Genomic DNA, 18,794 nt, shown 5'->3' with positions numbered 1-18,794 from the left:
AGGGGGGTGATCTTCAAGCTAGTCGGCGACGGACGCCCTTACCCCGACCACGGTCTGACGAACCGCGAGTGGGCTCAGATCCCTCCCCGGCAGGTCCGGCTCGACTCTCTGATCACCACGAAGGCCATGCTGGACCTGCACTCGCTGCTCGCCGCCGACTCCACGTTCTACGGGGACCTCTTCCCGCACGTGGTGCAGTGGCAGGGTGAGCTCTATCTGGAGGACGGCCTGCACCGGGCGTTGCGGGCGGCGCTGCATCAGCGGTCCATCCTGCATGCCAGGGTTCTCGAACTGCCCAACTGAGAAAGAAGGAAAGGGAGCCGCTGATCGCGGCTCCTTTTTTGTGCCCGACGATGCGCGAAAGGGCGAGGCGCGAGGGGGCCGGACAGCGAAAAGGGCCTCCGACGTGCTGGTCGGAAGCCCCTTCTGGTGGCGGTGGTGGTGGGATTTGAACCCACGGATGAGTTGCCCCATCACACGCTTTCGAGGCGTGCGCCCTCGGCCACTAGGCGACACCACCGCGCACGAGCTTACCGGATCCGGCGAGGTGCGAAGAACCGCTTAAGGGCCGCACCGCACTCCTCGACCATCACGCCCATGACGACCTCCGGCCGATGGTTGAGCCGGCGGTCCCGTACGACGTCCCAGAGGGACCCCACGGCCCCGCCCTTCTCGTCGGTGGCCCCGTACACGATGCGTTCGACCCTGGCGAGCACGGCGGCGCCCGCGCACATCGTGCAGGGCTCCAGCGTGACCACGAGCGTGCAGCCGGTCAGCCGCCATTCGCCGCGCTGCGCGGCGGCGCGGCGCAGCGCGAGCACCTCGGCGTGGGCGGTGGGGTCGGCGGCGGACTCGCGGTCGTTGCCCGCGGCCGACAGCACCTCGCCGAGCGGGTCGAGCACGACGGCGCCCACGGGGATCTCTCCCCTGTCGCCGGCCGCGACGGCCTGCGCCAGGGCCAGTCGCATGGCCTCCTCGTGAGTCACGACGAGGTGGGTCGCGACGAGGTGGGTCGCGACGAGGTGGGTCGCGACGAGGTGGGTCGCGACGAGGTGGGTCGCGACGAGGTGGGTCGCGACGAGGTGGGTCGCGACGAGGTGGGTCGCGCCGAGGCAGGGCACGGCGAAGCGGGTCCCGGTGAGGTGGGGCGCCCGGTCACCGCAGGCGGTCGAGCTCGTCGGCGAACGACAGCCGCTCGGCGATCACCGACAGGATGTCGGCGGGCAGCAGGCCCTCTTCCATGCTCAGCTCCAGCAACTCCTCCGAGCTCACACCCAGATCGCTCAGCAACTCGAAGTCACCCGCCGGACGCACGCCCAGCCCGTTGCCGTCCTTGTCGGGCGCGACCCCGGCGAACTCGGCGAACAGCTCGCCCAGGGTGTCGGAGACGATGGCGTGCACGTCGGAGAGGAACACGCGCGGCTCGTCCTCGCCCCGGTAGCGCGCGATGGCGAACCATTCGTCCTCGACCTCGACACAGAGCAGGGCCAGTTCGTCGCCCGCGAGGCCCAGCGCCTCCGTGACCGCGTCACCGAAGTCGTCGACGATCTCGGCGTCCCCGAGATCGACCTCGGCCCCGCTCCAGCCGCCGGAGGTTCTGACGAAGGCCGCAGAAAAGGTGTTGGACGCCATGTCCGCGCTCCTGGGGGGTCAGCCGAAGACCGATTCGATGGCACGCTCGAACGGCTCGGAGAAGCCGAGCCGCGCGGCGATGCTGGACAGCACATCTTCGGGCAGCAGATCGATGTCGCCGGAGAGGATGCCCAGCTCCATCTCGTCCAACCCGAGATCGGCGAAGATCGACAGATCTCCCGCGGGCAGCACGGTCTCCTCGTCCTGGAGGATCTCGTCGAGCTCCTCCTCGTCCGGCACGGGGACGTCGAGGTACTCCAGAACCTGCTCCGCCAGCGGGAAATCCCACGAGGCGGCGATGTCGGACAGGAACACGTCCACCCGGTCGCCCAGGACCCGCAGCGCCACGAAGAACTCGTCGCCGACGGCGATCAGGCCGATCGTGCCGCTCTCGCTGGGCTGCTGCTTGAGGGCATGGATCAGCCCCTCAAGATCGGACGTCAACGTCACCGGCAGCAGCTCGGCCTGCCAGCAACCGTCCTCGCGATAGACCACGATGGCGAAGTCAAGAGCGTCCTCGTCTGTCATCGCCATCCCCACCCGACCTCTGACACGACAGATATCACCAGCACCCAATCGTTCCAGACCTGACCACCAGGCGTGTGCCTCTCCGACCAAATTGTGATCAAAACCAAAGATGTGAAGTGGCCGCGACCCTGTGTAACGCTCCAAGGCCGCAGGTGAGGGGGTCCTCAGCACGGTGTGTCAGGAGATAGCGTGGTGACCCATGGAGACCCTCGTCGTCGATCATCCGCTCGTGGCGCACAAGCTCACCACGCTGCGCGATGTCCGCACCGACTCGCCGACCTTCCGCAGGCTCGCGGACGAGCTGGTGACGCTGCTCGCGTACGAGGCCACGCGTGACGTGCGGGTCACCGACGTCACCGTGGAGACGCCGGTCTCACCGGCCAGGGGTGTGCGCCTGGCCAAGCCGTACCCGCTGGTGGTGCCCATCCTGCGGGCCGGTCTCGGCATGCTCGACGGCATGACGAGGCTGCTGCCCACGGCCGAGGTCGGCTTCCTCGGCATGATCCGCAACGAGTCCACGCTCCAGGCGGAGACGTACGCCACGCGTCTGCCCGACGACCTGTCCGGCCGGCAGTGCTACGTGGTCGACCCGATGCTGGCCACCGGCGGCACGCTGGCGGCGGCCGTGCAGTTCCTCTTCGACCGGGGCGCCGTGGACGTCACCGCGCTGTGCCTGCTGGCGGCGCCCGAGGGGCTGGCGTACATGGACAAGGTGTTCGCCAACTCCGGCAAGCCGATCCGCGTGGTCACCGCGGCGCTCGACGAGCGGCTGAACGAGAACGGCTACATCGTGCCGGGCCTCGGCGACGCCGGCGACCGCCTCTACGGCGTGGTCTGACCCTCTTCACGGCGTCGCCTGAGCGTCCGTTCCCGCAGAGAAGTCTTTTTTCGTCACACTCGGTCATTGCTTCGTTACATACTGTGGTTGGGTGGGTACGAAGAGGCGGGAAGGCAACTTCCGCATGCGCGTGGGGGAGCACGATGACCGATCACACCGAGACGGATCCGACTCCGTACGCGGACGTGGAGACGGTGCTGTGCGACGAGTTCGCCGGCATTCACTCCGCGACCACCGTAACGCGCTGCGTGGAGGCGGCGCACTACGGCGCGCTGGAGGTCACCGGCTATGCCCACCCGAGCCTTGTCGAGCGCATCGCGCGCAAGCACCTTCACGTGCTGGCTCTGGTGGCCAGTGAGCGTGGCTAAGCAAGATCCAAACTAACCCGCCAAGTCACCTTTACCCGGGCACTCGGGTGGGTAATGTAGTTGGCGGGTGGAGTGGGTAAGTGGCACGGAGGCGACGGTGCAGGTCAAAAAGGTCCTCACATACGGTGGTATCGCATTTGTTGCGTACTACCTGTTCGCGCGACCAGCTGACGCCGCGGACGCGGTGAGAGGAGCGTTCGACACGGTGTTCAACGCGGCCGACTCGCTGGCACAATTTGTGAACAGCCTCTCATGAGACTTGTGACCCACGGGGACTCAGCTCCATCGTCGGTCAACCGCTACCTCCTCCCCCACGAACAACAGGTCATCATGGTGCGGCGGCATCCTGCCATCCTGCTGCGCCCGGTCGCCGAGGTGCTCGGCGGCCTCATCATCGCCGCGCTTCTCAGCAAGTTCTTCGGCGGCGGCGAGGCGGGCGGCACGGCACTCGTCGTCGTCTGGTGGCTCTGGCTCCTGCTGCTGATCCGTTTCGTATGGAAAGTCGCGGAGTGGTCGGTCGATTACTTTGTGGTGACATCGAAGCGGATGTTGCTGACCACGGGTCTCATCACCCGCAAGGTCGCGATGATGCCCCTGGGCAAGGTCACCGACATGAGCTTCCAGAGATCTCTGCTCGGGCGCATGCTCGGTTACGGTGAGTTCATCCTCGAGTCGGCCGGCCAGGATCAGGCTCTGTCAACGGTCGAGTACATTCCGTATCCGGAAACGCTCTACCTTGAGGTCTGTCAGATGCTTTTTCCCAGCAAGGACGACAGCGACGATTAATCTCGGCGTGGCAAATTCTTCACGCGGGGATACCAGATTCGGCTACTTCATGCAATCATTGCGTGTTGTTGACCCTTCCCCGCCTTGAGAGATGAGATGCCGAGTCAGGGAACCATCGGTGACCGCGTCCGAGGACTGCGGCTGAACAGGCGGATGTCTCAGGCCCAACTGGCCGGACCCGACCTGTCGGACAGTTATGTCTCGCTCATTGAGTCGGGTAAGCGCACGCCGACTCCTGTGGTGGCCCGGCTCCTGGCCGAGCGGCTGGGGTGCACGACCGAGTTCCTCCTTCACGGGATCGAGCCTCGGCAGCGCATCGACACCGAGCTGGGCCTGCGTCACGCCGAGCTGGAGTTGCAGCACGGAGACCCGTCCATCGCCGCCGACCGCTTCACGGAGATCGTGAAGGCCGCCGACGAGGAGAACGCCATGCTGACCGCGCAGGCGCGGTTCGGCAGGGCGCGTGCGCTGGAGGCCCAGGGCAGGCTGGGTCAGGCCGTGGAGGCGTTCGAGCGCCTCAGGAGAGAGGCGGCTGCTCACCCCGAGCGGCTGGCCGACCTGCCGCTCACGATCGCGCTGAGCCGCTGCTACCAGCGGGCGGGCGACCGGCTGCGGGCCCGCGACCTGGCCGCCAGCGCGCTGGCCCAGGCCGAGCGGCTGTCCATCACGCGGGGCGAGCTCGCCACCGACCTGGCCGCCGCGCTGATCGAGGCGCGCAGCGAGAGCGAGAGCGACTCCCCAGAGCTCGGCTACGTCCGGCGGGTATTGGACCTGTCAGGCGTACCTGAAGTTGTGGACCGTTCCGGTGAGATCCAAGCCCTGTGGCACGCCAGTGCCGCGGCGGCGGCGGGCGAGGACTCGGCGCTGGCCGTGCGCCTGGCCGACGACGCCATCGGAGCCGGTCGGCAGGCCAGGCTCGCGCTGCAGCTCGCCAGGACCGCCATGCACTGGTCCAGGATGCCCGCGGCGCCGATCGAGGAGGCGGAGCGGCTCGTCGCGAGCGCGGTCAGGGCGTTCGCGGTGTTCCCCGGCACCCTGCGCGAGCACGGCGAGAGCTTGATCGTGCACGCGCGGGTCAAGCTGCGGGCCGGCGACGCGACCGGCGCGGGCGAGCTGGCGGCCACGGCGCTGGGGCTCTCCCACGACCGCTCGGGCACGACGCCCGCCGAGGCCCACCTCGTGCTGGCGACCATCGCGCTCGACTCCGGCGACGACGCCTCGGCGCACCTGCGTCACGCGCACGAGCTGCTGGTCACGCTCGACCGGCCGGTGTTCGGCTCCGACCGGCAGGCCGCGCGCTGCTGGCGTGAGCTGGGCGACCTGTACGGCAGGGCGGAGGCCAGAGCACAGCAGACGGCCGCATATCGTAAGGCCCTCGAAGCGGCCGGAGTTCGCTCCGCCATGGCAGGGGTGACGGTAGACGCCACAGTGTCCCGCTGAACCTCCGGGAGCTCCAGATTTGGTGTTTTGAGTCTGGAATAATTAGGGTCTACCAGTCATTGACTCATAGGATGACTGGTTTCCCCGGAGGAGGCGGACTGTGAGTCTGCGTACGGCGCAGCGGGCTTCGCTCGTCGACCAGGTGATCGATCAGCTCAAGGAGCAGATCACATCAGGGTCGTGGCCGATGAACGGCAAGATTCCGACCGAGACCGTGCTCGCCGAGCAGCTCGGAGTGGGTCGCAACACCGTTCGTGAGGCCGTACGCGCGCTCACGCACGCCGGGCTGCTGGAGTGCCGTCAGGGGGACGGCACTTACGTCCGCGCGACCAGCGAGCTGTCCGGAGCGATGCTCCGGCGGCTGCGCCAGGCCGAGCAGCTCGAGATTCTCGAAGTCCGCCGCGCGCTGGAGGTGGAGTCGGCCCGCCTGGCCGCCACCCGGCGCAACGAGGAGGACATCAGGCGCATCGAGGCCGCGCTGGCCGAGCGTGAGCGGGCCTGGGAGCTCGACGACCCCGACTTCTTCGTCGAGGCCGACCTGGCCTTCCACATGGCCGTCGCGCACGCCACCCACAATCTCGTCCTCATCGACCTGTACGAGGACTTCTCCGCGGCGCTGCGGGCCAGCATCACCGCCGCTGGAACGTCGCTCAACAAGAGCTACATCCCGCACGACGCGATCGCCAGGGCCATCGCCGCCGGTGACGCGGCGGCGGCCGAGCGGGCCGGGCACGCCTGCATGGAGCACATCCTCATCGCGCTCACCGAGTCGTAGGCCTCACCTGCTCGGCGTGGTCGCGCGCGAAGGCGTCGAACGACCTCGCCGGGCGGCCCATCACCTTCTCGAAGTCCTGGGTCGTGTAGTCGCCCCAGCCCTTCGAGTACGCCGTCAGGTACTCCCCCGTGACCTTGGCGTCCCATTCGGGCATGCCCGCCTCCAGCATCGAGCGCACGCCGGCCTCCACGGGCACCGGCTGATAGGTGATCGGCGTGCCGTACACCTGCGACAGGTCTGCGGCCACCGTGCTCAGCGAGATGCTGGCCGGGCCCGTGAGAGTGTAGGTGGCGCCCCGGTGCCGCGTGGGCGCGCGCAGGACCTCGGCCGCGAAGTCGCCGATGTCGCGCACGTCGACCATGCCGATCCTGCCCTCGCCCAGCGCGCCGTACAGGGTGTCGCCGTTGACCGAGCCGAAAAGGTTCTGCATGAAGAAGGCCGGGCGCACGATGGTCCAGTCGAGGCCGGAGGCCGCCAGTTCCACGTCCGACAGGGCGTGCAGGCGGCCGTTGCGCGTGGGGGCGTCGTGCGCGGCGCCGATGGCCGACATGCGCACCACGTGCTCCACTCCCGCCTGCCGCGCCGCCCAGACGGCGTTCATGCTGCGGTGCGGCGCGAGCGGCCCCATGGCGGTCAGCAGCCACAACGCGCGCACCCCGCGGAACGCCTCCTCCAGCGTCCCCGGCTCGTCGAGGTCGCCGACCGCGATCTGCACGCCTGACGGCGCCTTGGCCGGGTCGCGCACCAGCACCCGCACGTCGGCGGCGCCTCCAGGAGAGCTTTCGAGGGAGCGCAGCACGGCGCGCGAGACGGTGCCGCCCGCACCGGTGATCAGGATGGTCATGACAGAGTCCCTTCCTCCGCGGACACGCGGATGTCATGCCTCAGAGAATATAGTAAGAATCAGTGACTATCAAGATTAGTGACTAAACTGGGAGTGTGTGGTGCGCAGGAGCCAACGCAAGCAGGAGGAGCCGGACCTCGGCATCCTGTCCAGCCGGACGCTCTTCAGCCTCCAGCGGGAGCTGTTCACGAAGCTGAGCGAGCAGGGGCATCCCGAGGTGCGGCCCCGGCACGGAGCCGTCCTGGCCTACCTGGATGAGGAGGGCAGCCGGGCCACCGACCTGGCCGCGCAGTCGGGCCAGCACAAGCAGGTGATCGGCACGCTGGTGGACGAGCTGGTGGCGCTCGGCTACGTGGAGCGGCAGCCCGACCCGGCCGACCGGCGGGCCAAGCTGATCGTGCCGACCGCGAAGGGGCTCGACCACATGGCCAAGTCGGACGCCGTCCTCGCCGAGATGGAGGCCGCGCACGCCGAGGCCGTGGGCGAGGAGGCGTACGCGGCTTTCAAGCGGGTCTTCACGCTGGTCGTGCGGCGTCAGACCGGCTCATGAGGATGAGGTGATCAGGTCTGGCGCAGCGACATGACGAGGTAGCGGAAGGACGGCTCGGCGTCGCCCGGCACGTCCTGGATGAGGGCGGGCCTGGTGGGCGACTCCATGTTGATGCGTGCAAGGTCGCTCTCGATGCCCGTCAGCCCGTCGAGCAGGAACTGCGACTGGAACGCGATCTGGATGTCGTCGCCGCGCAGCTCGCACGGGACCACCTCGGCGCCGCGCCCGATGTCTCCCCCGCCCGCCTGGATCAGCACCTGCCCCTGGCTGAACGACAGCCGGATCGCGGTGTTGCGCTCGGCCACCAGGGCCACCCGCTTGATCGCCCCGACGAACGGCGCCACCGCCACGTCGGCCCTGATCGACCAGTCGGCGGTCAGCCGGGCGCGGTAGTCGATGAACTGCTCGTCGAGCAGCCGCACGGTCGTGCTGCGCCCGACGCTCTCGAACCCGGCCACCCCGTCGCCCATCGCGATGGAGACCTCGCCGCCGCGCAGCGACTTGGCCACCTCGACCAGCACCCGCGCCGGAACCATGGCCGAGACGGCGACGTCGGGGGCGGCCGGGCGCCAGGCGAAGTCGCGGGCGGCGATGCGGTAGCGGTCGGTGGCCGCCATCGCCACCGACTCGCCCTCGATGTCGACCCTGATGCCGGTGAGCATCGGCAGCGTGTCGTCGCGGCTCGCGGCCGGCGCCACCTGGCCGACCGCCGAGGCGAACACGCCGCCGCCGATGGCGCCGATGCTCTCGGGCATGGACGGCATGGTCGGGAAGTCCTCGACCGGCATCGTGATGAGCCCGAACTCGGCGCTCCCGCAGGTCAGCACCGCCTCCGGCCCTTCGGTGACGATCTCCACGTCGTCGGCGGGCAGGCTGCGGCTGATCTCGGCCAGCAGCCGCCCGGGGATCAGCACCCGCCCCTCCTCGGCGACGTCGGCGTCGATCGCGGCCCGAGCGGACACGTCGTAGTCGAACGCCGACAGGGTCAGCTCCTCGCCCGCCTCCAGCAGCAGCCCGGAAAGGACAGGCACCACGGGGCGGCTGGGCAGGATTCGGGCAGCCCACGCCACTGCTTCTGCGAGAACATCACGGTTAACCCGGATTTTCACCTGAAACCACCTCTTCGTCGCACCGTGCCTCTATGAAAATAGCCGCTGCGACTGACAACTCCGGGCGGTTCAGGGAGGCGATCAGCGACTGTTGAGGTAGGCGAGCACGGCCAGCACGCGCCTGTTGTCGTCGTCCGACGGGGCCAGGCCGAGTTTGGCGAAGATGGAGGCCGTGTGCTTGGCCACGGCGCTCTCGCTCAGGTAGAGCCGCTGCGAAATGGCCGCGTTCGAGCGTCCCTCGGCCATCGCCTCCAGCACCTCGCGCTCGCGCGGCGTGAGCGCGGCCAGTGGCTCGTTCCTGGCGTTCCTGGCCAGCAGCTTGGCGATCACCTCCGGGTCCATGGCGGTGCCGCCCTCGGCGACCCTGCGTACGGCGTCCACGAACTGCTCGGCGTTGAAGACCCGGTCCTTGAGCAGGTAGCCGATCCCGCCCGAGCCGTCGGCGAGCAGCTCGCGCGCGTAGAGCTGCTCGACGTGCTGGGACAGCACGAGCACGGGCAGCCCCGGAAGCTGCTTCCTGGCCGCCAGCGCGGCCTGCAGCCCCTCGTCGGTGTGCGTGGGCGGCAGCCGCACGTCCACGACGGACACGTCGGGGCGCAGCTCCAGCAGGCCCTTCAGCAGCTCGGGGCCGCTCTCCACGGCCGCGACCACCGTGAAGCCGTGCGCCTGGAGCAGGTGCACCAGGCCGTCTCTGAGCAGGTAGAGGTCTTCGGCGATCAGTACGCGGTTCATCAGCACCAGGGTTTCGTCGGGGTGGCCTCCGCCATGAATTTCTCGCGGTTGTGCGAGGCGGGGATGCGGATGGCCATGACATGCATGATGACACCCAGCGCGATCATGCCCAGGATCACCGGCCACTGCCAGGGGCCCGGCAGGTGCAGGGCCAGGAACCAGGTCTTCTCCTGCACCCCGAACGTCTTGAAGATGCCCGCCACCAGCCCCTGGGGGAACGTCGGGCACCAGGCGGTGGCCCACAGCGCCATGACCGTGATCGACTTCCAGCGCGGCAGCTTGGACAGGTCCTGCGCCCACGGCACGGGCAGCACCTTGGGCAGCTCCATGCTGACGGTCGTGGGGCCGCCCGGCGGGCTGTGCAGGGCGAGGACGCCGTCGAAGGCGGCCAGGCGCCGCTCGATGCCGATCAGGCCGCTGCCCTTGCCCGGGTCGGCGCCGCCCATGCCGTCGTCGCTCACGCTGACGAGCAGGCCGGCCCCGTTGGCGCTGATGTCCACCGTCGCGGTGCGGGCGTCGCCGTGCCTGGCGGCGTTCGACAGCAGCTCGCTGACCGCGAAGTAGACCGCCGCCTCCACCGGCGGCTCAGGCCGGTGCGTCAGGGTGACGTCCACGGTGACGTCGAGGGGGCTGTCCATGGCCAGCGCGCGCACGGCGTCGGCCAGGCCGCGCTCGGCCAGGACGGGCGGGTGGATGCCGCGGATGACCCTGCGCAGTTCCGTGAGGGTCTCCGAGGAGGCGTCCCTGGCCTTGGCCAGCAGGGCCTTGGCCGCCTTCGGGTCGCTCTCGACGAGCTGCTCGACGGCGCCGAGCGTCATGCCGATCGCCACGAGCCTGGCCTGCGTGCCGTCGTGCAGGTCGCGCTCGATCCTGCGCATCTCGGCCGCCTGGGAGTCGGCGGCCAGGTGGCGGGTGCGTGTGAGGTGGCTGACCTGGCCGGCCAGGCGGCTGGCGGCGGTCGCGTCCAGCAGCTTCTTGCTCCACAGGCCGTACACGCGCAGGCCCCGCGCGGGGAGCAGGAGGAGCAGCGGCGCCAGCGTCACCTTCACCAGCGGGTCGAGCAGCAGCCAGACCTCGTCGCGCCACGTCGCCGGGTCGCTGACCAGCCACTTCCAGCGATTGTTCCAGGCGGGCACGCGGGGCGTCTTGTAGAGGGTGCGGTCCGAGCGGTACATGCCGTCGGCCTGCGGGACCGGCGGCGGAGGCGCCGGCAGGTACGGCGGCTCGATCTCGATGCCGGTCCAGTTGCGGACCAGCCTGCGGTTGAGCTCGGCCAGCTCCCTGACCATCATCGTCTGCGGCGGGAACAGGAAGACCATGCCGAGCGCGAAGGACAGGAGCAGCATGAGCCCTGTCACGCCCATCATGGGGATCTGCACGACGACGAGCGCGAGCAGCGTCGTGACGTGACCGTACCTTCGCAGCATGCCCCCAGTCTGCGTCAACCGGGCATGCGCCGACACTGCACCTAGATACACCCTTGCCGGGCATCCAGCCGGATTACCCGGCAGGCGGCGCGCTCCTAGCGTCGTGACCATGAAAATCATCGAGGTCAGGAACCTGCGCAAGCAGTACCCGAAGCACCTGGCGGTCGAGGATGTCTCGTTCGAGGTGGCCGAGAGCGAGATCTTCGGCATCCTCGGGCCCAACGGGGCGGGCAAGACCACCACGGTCGAGTGCGTGGCGGGCCTGCGCAAGCGGGACGGCGGGCACATCCGCGTGGCCGGGCTGGACCCGCGCGACGACAGGGATGAGCTGCGCCGCGTGCTGGGCATGCAGCTCCAGAGCTCCGCGCTGCCCGACAAGATCAAGGTCTGGGAGGCGATGGACCTGTACGCCTCCTTCTACCCCGACCCCGCCGACTGGCCGGAGCTGCTGGAGCGGGTGGGCCTGTCCGCCAAGCGGGACACGCTGTTCAAGGACCTGTCCGGCGGGCAGCGCCAGCGGCTGTCCGTCGCGCTGGCCCTGGTCGGCCGGCCGCGTGTGGCGGTGCTCGACGAGCTGACCACCGGCCTCGACCCCCAGGCCCGCAGGGACACCTGGGAGCTGGTCGAGCAGGTGCGCGACACGGGCGTGACGATCGTGCTGGTCACCCACTTCATGGAGGAGGCCGAGCGGCTCTGCGACCGGCTCGCGCTCATCGACGCCGGCAAGGTGGTCGCCACCGACACGCCCGCCGGGTTCATCGAGCAGGCGGGCGGCGGGCAGCGGGTGAGCTTCCGGCCGTCGGCGGCGTTCGACGACTCCGTGCTCCTGGCCCTGCCCGAGGTGCGGGAGGTCACCAGGAACGGCCAGACCGTCACGGTCAGCGGCTCGGGGAACCTGGCCCCCGCCGTCACCCTCGCCCTGGCACACCACCAGGTCGTCCCCGGGGACCTGCGCATCGAGCAGGCCACCCTCGACGACGCGTTCCTCGCGCTCACCGGAAGGAAGCTGTCATGAAGCTGCTCGTGATGGAGACCAAGCTGCACCTGCGGGACTGGCCGACGCTGCTGTTCACGATCGGGCTGCCGGTCGGGCTGCTGATCGTGCTGGGGTTCAGCATCCCCGGCTTCACCGAGCAGCAGGAGGGCGGCCAGCGGATCGTCGACACGCACATGCCGAGCGTGATGGTGCTGCTCTCGCTGCTGACGCTGTCGTGCAGCGTGCTGCCCGCGGTGCTGGCCACGTACCGGCAGCAGGGGGTGCTCAGGCGGATGTCCACCACGCCCGTGCATCCCGCGCGGGTGCTGGGGGCGCAGCTCCTGATCAACCTGGCGGTCGGCACCGTGGCCACGATCGTGATGATCGTGGCCGGCTGGCTGGCGTTCGGCGCCGCGCCGCCGCGGCAGTGGGCCTGGTTCGTCCTGGTGTTCCTGCTCGGCACCGCCGCGCTGCTGTCGATCGGGCTGGTCATCGCCGCGCTCGCGCCGAGCGCCAAGTCCGCGCCCGGTATCGGATCGATGGTGATGTTCCCGCTGATGTTCCTCGGCGGCGTCTGGGTGCCGCGCGAGGTCATGCCGGACGCGTTGCGCGTGGTCAGCGACTTCTCCGTGGCCGGGCCGTTCGCCCAGGCGCTCAAGGACACCTGGGGCGGTCAGCCGCCGCAACTCCTGCATCTGGTCGTGGTGGCCGCGGGGCTGGCCGTCTTCGGCGGGCTGGCCGTTCGCTCGTTCCGATGGGAGTAGCCGGGCCCACCGCCGCGGGGGCGCGGAGGGAGGCGTCAGCGCCCGGCCCACACCGGGCGCGCTCCTGTCACGTTGGTCATCAGCGAGTACAGCGAGGACGAGGCCGTGATGAACAAGCGGTTGCGCTTGAGCCCGCCGAACACCAGGTTGGCCGTGAACTCGGGCAGCCTGAGCCGGCCGAGCAGCGCCCCGTCCTGGTCGTAGCAGAGCACCGCCTTGCCGGCCGCGACCCACACGCGGCCGGTGTCGTCGAGCCGCATGCCGTCGTAGTTGTCCTGCTCCCCGCCCTCGGCGAAGACCTTCCCGCCGCCGAGCGTGCCGTCGTCGCCCACCTCGAAGACCCGCAGGTGCCTGGCCCTGGTGTCGGCCACGTACAGCCGCCGCTCGTCGAGGGAGAAGGCCAGGCCGTTGGGCCGGACGAAGTCGTCGGCCACGATCCGCACCTCACCCGTCACCGGGTCTGCCCGGTAGACGTGGCAGCCGTCGATCTCCTGCTCGGCGGCCACGCCCTCGTAGTTGCTGAGGATCCCGTACGGCGGGTCGGTGAACCAGATGGAGCCGTCGGAGCGGACCACCACGTCGTTGGGGCTGTTGAGGCGCCTGCCCTGCCACCGGTCGGCGATCACGGTGATCGAGCCGTCGTGCTCGGTGCGGGTCACCCGGCGCTCGCCCTGCTCGCACGAGATGAGCCGGCCCTCGCGGTCGAGCGTGTTGCCGTTGGTGTAGCCGGACGGCTGCCTGAACGGGCCCACGGCGCCGGTCATCTCGTCCCAGCGCAGCATGCGCTCGTTGGGGATGTCGCTCCAGACCAGGAAACGGCCGGCGGGGAAGTACACCGGGCCCTCCGCCCACCGGGTGCCGGTGTGCAGGATCTCGACCTTGTCGTCGCCGCCGATCGCGCCGAACCGCTCGTCCAGCACCTCGAACTCTGTGGGGATCGTGTCCGTCATACCGCACACCATACGGGGTTCAGGTGATTGGCGGTATGACCGGATAGCATTCGGTTGTGGATGACATCGACAGGATGCTGGTCGGGTTGCTTCAGGAGGACGCGACGCGGTCGTACGCGGTGCTCGGCAAGGCCGTGGGGCTGTCCAGCGGGGCGGCGCACGAGCGGGTGCGCAAGCTGCGCGAGCGCGGGGTGATCAGGCGGACCACCGTCGAGGTGGATCAGGAGGCGCTCGGGCGGGCGGTGACGGCGTACGTGCTGGTGGACGGCGGGTCGTGGATGGGCGACGCCGGCCAGGCGCTGGCGGCCGTGCCCGAGGTCGAGGAGGCGCACGTCATCGCGGGGCCCGCCACGCTGCTGCTGAAGGTCCGCACGACCGGCACCCGCGAGCTCCAGGACGTGCTGCGCCGCATCTTCCAGGTGGACGGCGTGACCGGGACGCAGACCGTCGTCGTGCTGGAGACGCTGTTCGAGCGAACCCTCAAGTAATCTCCAGGTATGACGAAGGGAATGACGAGGGTCGCCTGGAACACCAAGGAGCTGACCGTCGGCCAGCTCGCGGAGCGCAGCGGCGTGGCGGTCTCCGCCCTGCACTTCTACGAGGCCAAGGGCCTCATCAGCAGCCGGCGCACCGCCGGCAACCAGCGCCGCTACAGCCGCGACAGCCTGCGCAGAGTCGCCTTCATCCGGCTCGCGCAGCGCATCGGCATCCCGCTGAAGGTCATCAAGGACGCGCTGGCCGAGCTGCCCGACGAGCGCACGCCCACCCGCGAGGACTGGGCCCGGCTGTCGGCCGCCTGGCGCGGCGAGCTGGACGACCGGATCGAGCAGCTCCAGCGGCTGCGCGACGACCTGACCGACTGCATCGGGTGCGGCTGCCTGTCGCTGGACCGGTGCCCGGTCGCCAACCCGTACGACCGGCTGGGCGACGAGGGGCCGGGGGCGCGGCGCATCGACACCCGGCTCTGCCCGCCGCAGCAGACCTGCTGCGTCCCCGCGCCTTCTTAGCGGGCGGGCTTGGCCGGGGGCGGGACGATCAGGGTCGGCCGGTGCGCGTGGTGCAGCACGTGGTTGGAGACACTGCCCAGCAGCACCGACCGCACCCCGGCCAGCCCACGCGACCCCGTCACGATCACCGAGGCGTCGATCTCGTCGGCCACGTCCACGATCGTCTTCCAGATCGACTCGTTGTCGGCCACGGCCCGGTAGGAGACGTCGCTCAGCCCGGCGGCCACCGCCAGCTCAGCGCCCTCCTGAGCGTGCTGCTCGGCCTGCGCCTTCGCCTCGTTCTCCGTGCCGGGGTCGATCGCGCCCGCGGCCAGCGGGTACTTCTTGAGCTGCACGAGCAGCGGCTCCCACACCGTGACGATCACCGTGGGCTCGGCCGTGAGGTGCTTGGCGGCGAACTCGATCGCGGTGCGCGCGTCGGCCGAGCCGTCGTAGGCGACGAGGATGGTCATGGCGTACTTCCCTTCGCTTCAGTCACTCGTTAGAGCACCGGGGCGATCACCTGCCATTCCTCTGTCAACTGTCTGGTCGGTCACATGTGCGGGTGATACGCGTGAGAAGATCTGGGGTGCTTCGAATAGCAAGGGCAGTACTCGCACGATTGCCGCGACCGCTGCACGCACTTGTCATGCGGCACCGTGAGCTGCTGAAGTTCGCGGTGGTGGGTGGAACGACGTTCCTGGTCGACAACGCGGTCTTCTACGGGCTGAAGCTGACCTTCCTCGAACCCAAGCCGGTGACCGCGAAGATCATCGCGGTGCTGGTGGCGACGATCGTGTCCTACGTGCTCAACCGCGAATGGTCGTTCCGTGCCAGGGGCGGCCGCGAACGCCGACATGAGGCTGCGCTGTTCTTCCTGGTCAGCGGCGTCGGTCTGGTGCTCAGCTCCGCGCCGCTGTGGATCTCCAGGTACGTGTTCGGCCTGGAGACCCCCGAGGTGGGCCTGGTGACCCAGGAGATCGCCGACTTCGTCAGCGCCCAGGTCGTCGGCACACTGGTCGCCATGGTCTTCCGCTTCTGGGCCTTCAGGAAGTGGGTCTTCCCCGATGAGCAGGCCCCGTCCGGCCGCGTACGGCTGGTTCCCACCGCCGGTTCCAGGGATCGGGCGGCTTGAGGCAGGGGCGTCCGCTGGACCCGCACGCCGGGTTCACGACCGCTCGTGGCCATTGGCGGACAGCGCCTGGGAGAGCTGGTGGCGGGAGGTGATGCCGAGTTTGGCGAACACCTTCCTCAGGTGGTATTCGACGGTGCGCGGGCTGAGGAACAACTGGGCGGCGATCTCCGGGTTCGACAGACCTGTCCTGGCCAGCCGGGCGATCTGGCCCTCCTGAGGGGTCAGCCCGTCCGAGTTGTCGGGGGTGCGCTTGCGGGCCGTCTCGCCGGTGGCCAGCAGCTCGTTGTGGGCTCGCCCGGCGAACGCCTGCATGCCGATCGTGCTGAACATGTCGTGGGCGGCGCGCAGTTGCGTCCTGGCGTCGGTCCGCCTGCCTTCACGGCGTAACCACTCGCCGTAGAGCAGGTGTGCACGGGCGAGTTCGGTGCGAATGCCGGTGCGGCCCAGCAGATCCACCGCCTCGCGATACCGGAGCTCGGCCTCCTCGCCCTCGCTGAGCAGCGCCTGGGACCGCACGTAGAGCCCCGGCCCCCAGCCACCGTCACCGATGGCGATCGCCTCGGCCAGCCGGTCGAGCGCCTCGGCGGCCTGCCGCGTCTGCCCGGTTCTGCCGGCCGCCTCGATCAACTCGGACAGTGCCCACATGGAGACGTGCATCTCAGGCGCGCCGGGGGCCGCTTGGGCGGCCAGCGCCGCGGCAAGGGCCTCCTCGTGGCGGCCGAGCCCGTTGTTGAGCACGGCCTTCACCCACTGCGCGAACTGTTCTCCCACACCCTGGCCGGAAGCCCTGGCCTGCGCGGTCGCCCGCTCGATCAGCGGGGCGGCCTCGGCCTCCATCCCCCGGAACGCGGTGAGCATCATGACCCCCGTGGCCAAGCCGCGGCCTCCCGTCGCCGTCGCGATCGCTTCTGCCTCCGCGACCAGCGAAGCGGCCTCCGCGAGATCACCGCGCCAGGTCTCCAGGACGGCCATCGCGTTCACCCAGATCCCCAGCGGGCCGAGCAGGCCCGCCTCGCGGCAGTGCCGGAGCTCGCGGGACTGCATCGTGTACCAGCACTTCTCGTCCCACAGCGCCGACGCGGCGACGGCTGCCATCGGGCTCCATCGCAGGCGCTCCGCCAGGGTGATCTCACCTTCGGCGAAGACCCAGGCCGACCGTCTCAGCAGGGGCGCGGCCGCGGCACGTCCCTCAGTGACCAGGACCGCCAGCGCGTCCAGCAGCAGATCCGGCGGCCGGGGCGCGCCCGGGAGCGGCGAAGCCGATCGCGCGGCCCGGGAGATCTCGTGCAGGTCGTCGGCGCCCGCGAACCGCCCGGCGAACAGCGCGGCATACCAGGCCTCCAGGTACGTCTGCCGCGCCAGCGCGGGGTCCAGCGGCTCCAGCCGCTTGGCCACCCTGGCCAGGATCGGCGGAGCGTCGCCGCCCATGCTGGTGGCGAAGGCGATCTGCCCGTGCACCAGGTCGACGCGGGCCTGCTGGAGCTCGTTCAGCGGTCCCGCCGACGCGATGGCGAGCAGGCCGGACGCCGCGTCGAACCCGCCGGCCATGACGTTCGCCTGCGCGGCGGCCAGGGCCCGCTCGGACTGCAGACCGGGATCGCTCGTCAGCTCGACCGCGCGTTGCAGGAACGCCGCTGCCGCGGCCATGCCGCCGCGGGCCTGCGCACGGTCCGCCGATCGCGCCAGCTCCGCGGCCACCTCCTCGTCGGGCCCGGCCGCTGCCGCGGCCAGGTGCCAGGCCCGCCGATCCGGGTCCTGGTCGCGGTTGGTCGCCTCGGCCAGCGCCCGGTGCGTCACCCGCCGCTCCTGTGGCGACGCCGCCGAGTACACCGCCGACCGTACGAGCGGATGCCGGAACCGCACCACCGTCCCCATGTGCAGGAGCCCGTCGGACTTGGCGGCATCCGCGGCGGAGGCCGGGATGCCGAGCTGACCGGCCGCCCGCCAGAGCAGCACCGGGTTGCCGGTCGGCTCGGCCGCGGCGACCAGCATCAGCGCCCGCGTCTCGACCGGCAGCGCCTCCAGCCGATGCTGGAAGCCCTGCTCGATCCGGGCCGGTAGCGGCTGCGCCTCGACCAGCCCGAACCCGCCCGCCAGTTGGATGGGGCTCAACCCGCGCGGCAACTCGAGCAGCGCCAGCGGGTTGCCGTTCGTCTCGGCCAGGATCCGGTCCGTGACTCGTTCGTCCAGTTGGAACGGGACCACCGAGCGCAACAGCGTGAGGGACTCCCGCGGCGGCAGGCCGCGCACCTCCAGATCCGTCAGTCCTCGGAACTGCTCTCCCGGCTCGCGCGTGGCGAAGATCAGCCCCACCGGCTCGGCCAGCAGCCGTCGCGCCACGAACGCCAGCACCTGCGACGACGACTGGTCCAGCCACTGCGCGTCATCGACCACACACAGCAGCGCGCGTTCCTCCGCCGCCTCCGCCAGCAGGGTCAGCACCGCGAGCCCCACCAGGAACCGATCGGGCGCGCCCCCTTCCCGCAGGCCGAAGGCCGCTTCCAGCGCACCGCGCTGCGGGCCGGGCAGACGGTTGAGGCGGTGCAGCAGCGGCGCGCACAACAGATGCAGGCCGGCGAACGCCAGCTCCATCTCCGACTCGACGCCCGCCGCTCGCTCCACGCGGATGCCGGCAGCGGCCTCCACCACATGCCCCAGCAGCGCCGACTTGCCCACCCCCGCCTCGCCACGCAGCACCAGTGCCCGCCCGCGTCCGTCCCGCAGATCCCCCAGCAGGCCGTCGAGCACCGCACGTTCACGCTGCCGGTTCAACAGCGGCGGCCTTGGATCAGATAACGTCGCCATGACCTTTCCGCCCCCATATAGCCGCCGGCCCAGGCGGCGTGGTGAAGCCAGCGGGCCATCGGGCGCGCGCCGGGGATGCCAATGCCGAGAGCAAGATGATAATCGCTACGGCACTGGCGGCCGAGCGCCTCAGGCAGGCTTGTCACGTG

22 protein-coding genes and 1 tRNA gene are annotated in these 18,794 nt (G+C 70.0%); 12 read left to right on the top strand and 11 right to left on the bottom strand.

Annotation, left to right across the window (positions count from 1 at the left end; translation table 11 throughout):
- The first annotated feature begins 6 nt into the window (after window positions 1-6).
- Complete coding sequence (locus FXF51_RS43820) at window positions 7-303, top strand: type II toxin-antitoxin system VapB family antitoxin (protein WP_043615040.1); 297 nt, start codon at window positions 7-9, stop codon at window positions 301-303.
- Between the two features lie 127 nt (window positions 304-430).
- Here the strand turns inward: FXF51_RS43820 and FXF51_RS43815 are convergent.
- The 4 genes from FXF51_RS43815 to FXF51_RS43795 form a co-directional block, all read right to left on the bottom strand.
- Window positions 431-520, bottom strand: a tRNA-Ser gene (locus FXF51_RS43815).
- 10 nt (window positions 521-530) lie between these two features.
- Window positions 531-968, bottom strand: coding sequence for a nucleoside deaminase (locus FXF51_RS43810; protein ID WP_148440786.1), 438 nt, complete (start codon window positions 966-968; stop codon window positions 531-533).
- Between the two features lie 187 nt (window positions 969-1,155).
- Complete coding sequence (locus FXF51_RS43800) at window positions 1,156-1,632, bottom strand: tRNA adenosine deaminase-associated protein (RefSeq protein ID WP_148440702.1); 477 nt, start codon at window positions 1,630-1,632, stop codon at window positions 1,156-1,158.
- An 18-nt stretch (window positions 1,633-1,650) separates the two neighbouring features.
- Entirely contained in the window at window positions 1,651-2,166 is a 516-nt protein-coding gene (locus FXF51_RS43795) for a tRNA adenosine deaminase-associated protein (RefSeq protein ID WP_411268426.1), read from the bottom strand.
- Between the two features lie 193 nt (window positions 2,167-2,359).
- On the opposite strand from FXF51_RS43795, the gene upp reads away from it, so the two are divergent.
- The 5 genes from upp to FXF51_RS43770 all read left to right on the top strand — a co-directional run bounded on the left by upp (window position 2,360) and on the right by FXF51_RS43770 (window position 6,367).
- Window positions 2,360-2,998, top strand: coding sequence for a uracil phosphoribosyltransferase (upp, locus tag FXF51_RS43790; RefSeq protein WP_148440700.1), 639 nt, complete (start codon window positions 2,360-2,362; stop codon window positions 2,996-2,998).
- A gap of 143 nt (window positions 2,999-3,141) precedes the next feature.
- Complete coding sequence (locus FXF51_RS43785; RefSeq protein WP_148440699.1) at window positions 3,142-3,366, top strand: hypothetical protein; 225 nt, start codon at window positions 3,142-3,144, stop codon at window positions 3,364-3,366.
- 252 nt (window positions 3,367-3,618) lie between these two features.
- Complete coding sequence (locus tag FXF51_RS43780) at window positions 3,619-4,152, top strand: PH domain-containing protein (RefSeq protein ID WP_148440698.1); 534 nt, start codon at window positions 3,619-3,621, stop codon at window positions 4,150-4,152.
- Between the two features lie 96 nt (window positions 4,153-4,248).
- On the top strand, window positions 4,249-5,592 hold the full coding sequence (locus tag FXF51_RS43775) for a helix-turn-helix domain-containing protein (RefSeq protein WP_148440697.1): 1,344 nt from the start codon (window positions 4,249-4,251) through the stop codon (window positions 5,590-5,592).
- Between the two features lie 100 nt (window positions 5,593-5,692).
- Window positions 5,693-6,367, top strand: coding sequence for a FadR/GntR family transcriptional regulator (locus FXF51_RS43770; RefSeq protein ID WP_148440696.1), 675 nt, complete (start codon window positions 5,693-5,695; stop codon window positions 6,365-6,367).
- On the opposite strand, the gene FXF51_RS43765 is transcribed toward FXF51_RS43770, so the two are convergent.
- Window positions 6,354-7,211, bottom strand: a complete 858-nt coding sequence (locus FXF51_RS43765) for an SDR family oxidoreductase (protein WP_148440695.1) — start codon at window positions 7,209-7,211, stop codon at window positions 6,354-6,356. The genes FXF51_RS43770 and FXF51_RS43765 overlap by 14 nt on opposite strands.
- A gap of 100 nt (window positions 7,212-7,311) precedes the next feature.
- Between FXF51_RS43765 and FXF51_RS43760 the strand changes: the two genes are divergently transcribed.
- Window positions 7,312-7,761: a MarR family winged helix-turn-helix transcriptional regulator gene (locus FXF51_RS43760; RefSeq protein ID WP_148440694.1), complete on the top strand. Its 450-nt coding sequence runs from the start codon at window positions 7,312-7,314 to the stop codon at window positions 7,759-7,761.
- Between the two features lie 11 nt (window positions 7,762-7,772).
- On the opposite strand, the gene dnaN is transcribed toward FXF51_RS43760, so the two are convergent.
- The 3 genes from dnaN to FXF51_RS43745 form a co-directional block, all read right to left on the bottom strand.
- Window positions 7,773-8,870, bottom strand: a complete 1,098-nt coding sequence (gene dnaN, locus FXF51_RS43755; RefSeq protein ID WP_148440693.1) for a DNA polymerase III subunit beta — start codon at window positions 8,868-8,870, stop codon at window positions 7,773-7,775.
- A gap of 81 nt (window positions 8,871-8,951) precedes the next feature.
- Window positions 8,952-9,602 (bottom strand): response regulator transcription factor, encoded by a 651-nt coding sequence (locus FXF51_RS43750; RefSeq protein WP_148440692.1) that lies wholly within the window; start codon window positions 9,600-9,602, stop codon window positions 8,952-8,954.
- Entirely contained in the window at window positions 9,602-11,029 is a 1,428-nt protein-coding gene (locus FXF51_RS43745) for a sensor histidine kinase (protein ID WP_148440691.1), read from the bottom strand. Before FXF51_RS43745 ends, FXF51_RS43750 begins: the two co-directional genes overlap by 1 nt.
- 109 nt (window positions 11,030-11,138) lie before the next feature.
- On the opposite strand from FXF51_RS43745, the gene FXF51_RS43740 reads away from it, so the two are divergent.
- Together FXF51_RS43740 and FXF51_RS43735 are read left to right on the top strand one after the other, a co-directional pair.
- Window positions 11,139-12,044, top strand: a complete 906-nt coding sequence (locus tag FXF51_RS43740) for an ABC transporter ATP-binding protein (protein WP_148440690.1) — start codon at window positions 11,139-11,141, stop codon at window positions 12,042-12,044.
- Window positions 12,041-12,769 carry an ABC transporter permease gene (locus FXF51_RS43735; RefSeq protein WP_148440689.1) on the top strand — a complete coding sequence of 243 codons (729 nt, stop codon included), beginning with the start codon at window positions 12,041-12,043 and terminating at the stop codon, window positions 12,767-12,769. The genes FXF51_RS43740 and FXF51_RS43735 overlap by 4 nt, the downstream gene beginning before the upstream one ends.
- Window positions 12,770-12,804: 35 nt before the next feature.
- Here the strand turns inward: FXF51_RS43735 and FXF51_RS43730 are convergent, their stop codons facing one another.
- A complete protein-coding gene (locus FXF51_RS43730; RefSeq protein WP_148440688.1) occupies window positions 12,805-13,719 on the bottom strand; it encodes an SMP-30/gluconolactonase/LRE family protein in 915 nt (304 codons plus the stop codon).
- 56 nt (window positions 13,720-13,775) lie between these two features.
- Here FXF51_RS43730 and FXF51_RS43725 point away from each other — a divergent pair, with 56 nt between their 5' ends.
- Together FXF51_RS43725 and soxR are read left to right on the top strand one after the other, a co-directional pair.
- Window positions 13,776-14,207, top strand: a complete 432-nt coding sequence (locus FXF51_RS43725; protein ID WP_148440687.1) for an Lrp/AsnC family transcriptional regulator — start codon at window positions 13,776-13,778, stop codon at window positions 14,205-14,207.
- 21 nt (window positions 14,208-14,228) lie between these two features.
- On the top strand, window positions 14,229-14,726 hold the full coding sequence (gene soxR, locus FXF51_RS43720; protein WP_148440785.1) for a redox-sensitive transcriptional activator SoxR: 498 nt from the start codon (window positions 14,229-14,231) through the stop codon (window positions 14,724-14,726).
- Here soxR and FXF51_RS43715 read toward each other — a convergent pair.
- Complete coding sequence (locus FXF51_RS43715) at window positions 14,723-15,178, bottom strand: universal stress protein (RefSeq protein WP_148440686.1); 456 nt, start codon at window positions 15,176-15,178, stop codon at window positions 14,723-14,725. The two genes, soxR and FXF51_RS43715, sit on opposite strands and share 4 nt — an antisense overlap.
- A 176-nt stretch (window positions 15,179-15,354) precedes the next feature.
- Between FXF51_RS43715 and FXF51_RS43710 the strand changes: the two genes are divergently transcribed.
- Window positions 15,355-15,840: a GtrA family protein gene (locus FXF51_RS43710; protein WP_148440685.1), complete on the top strand. Its 486-nt coding sequence runs from the start codon at window positions 15,355-15,357 to the stop codon at window positions 15,838-15,840.
- A 33-nt stretch (window positions 15,841-15,873) separates the two neighbouring features.
- On the opposite strand, the gene FXF51_RS43705 is transcribed toward FXF51_RS43710, so the two are convergent.
- The gene (locus FXF51_RS43705; RefSeq protein ID WP_222871729.1) at window positions 15,874-18,612 is read right to left on the bottom strand and encodes a helix-turn-helix transcriptional regulator; all 2,739 of its coding nucleotides are present in this window, start codon (window positions 18,610-18,612) and stop codon (window positions 15,874-15,876) included.
- Window positions 18,613-18,794 lie beyond the last annotated feature (182 nt).

The organism is Nonomuraea sp. PA05 (genome assembly GCF_008086045.1).
In the GTDB taxonomy this organism is placed as follows: domain Bacteria; phylum Actinomycetota; class Actinomycetes; order Streptosporangiales; family Streptosporangiaceae; genus Nonomuraea; species Nonomuraea monospora.
Note: the sequence above shows the minus strand (reverse complement) of the source record. Positions and strands in the feature narration are given on the sequence as shown.

Bases quoted from the DNA above. Each gene is read 5' to 3' on its own strand.
- soxR (WP_148440785.1), top strand. From the start codon at position 14,229: ATGACGAGGGTCGCCTGGAACACCAAGGAGCTGACCGTCGGCCAGCTC.
- FXF51_RS43765 (WP_148440695.1), bottom strand. From the start codon at position 7,211: ATGACCATCCTGATCACCGGTGCGGGCGGCACCGTCTCGCGCGCCGTG.
- FXF51_RS43745 (WP_148440691.1), bottom strand. From the start codon at position 11,029: ATGCTGCGAAGGTACGGTCACGTCACGACGCTGCTCGCGCTCGTCGTC.
- FXF51_RS43810 (WP_148440786.1), bottom strand. From the start codon at position 968: ATGCGACTGGCCCTGGCGCAGGCCGTCGCGGCCGGCGACAGGGGAGAG.
- FXF51_RS43735 (WP_148440689.1), top strand. From the start codon at position 12,041: ATGAAGCTGCTCGTGATGGAGACCAAGCTGCACCTGCGGGACTGGCCG.
- FXF51_RS43710 (WP_148440685.1), top strand. From the start codon at position 15,355: ATGCGGCACCGTGAGCTGCTGAAGTTCGCGGTGGTGGGTGGAACGACG.
- upp (WP_148440700.1), top strand. From the start codon at position 2,360: ATGGAGACCCTCGTCGTCGATCATCCGCTCGTGGCGCACAAGCTCACC.
- FXF51_RS43785 (WP_148440699.1), top strand. From the start codon at position 3,142: ATGACCGATCACACCGAGACGGATCCGACTCCGTACGCGGACGTGGAG.
- FXF51_RS43730 (WP_148440688.1), bottom strand. From the start codon at position 13,719: ATGACGGACACGATCCCCACAGAGTTCGAGGTGCTGGACGAGCGGTTC.
- FXF51_RS43800 (WP_148440702.1), bottom strand. From the start codon at position 1,632: ATGGCGTCCAACACCTTTTCTGCGGCCTTCGTCAGAACCTCCGGCGGC.
- FXF51_RS43750 (WP_148440692.1), bottom strand. From the start codon at position 9,602: ATGAACCGCGTACTGATCGCCGAAGACCTCTACCTGCTCAGAGACGGC.
- FXF51_RS43775 (WP_148440697.1), top strand. From the start codon at position 4,249: ATGCCGAGTCAGGGAACCATCGGTGACCGCGTCCGAGGACTGCGGCTG.
- FXF51_RS43740 (WP_148440690.1), top strand. From the start codon at position 11,139: ATGAAAATCATCGAGGTCAGGAACCTGCGCAAGCAGTACCCGAAGCAC.
- FXF51_RS43780 (WP_148440698.1), top strand. From the start codon at position 3,619: ATGAGACTTGTGACCCACGGGGACTCAGCTCCATCGTCGGTCAACCGC.
- FXF51_RS43715 (WP_148440686.1), bottom strand. From the start codon at position 15,178: ATGACCATCCTCGTCGCCTACGACGGCTCGGCCGACGCGCGCACCGCG.
- FXF51_RS43795 (WP_411268426.1), bottom strand. From the start codon at position 2,166: ATGGCGATGACAGACGAGGACGCTCTTGACTTCGCCATCGTGGTCTAT.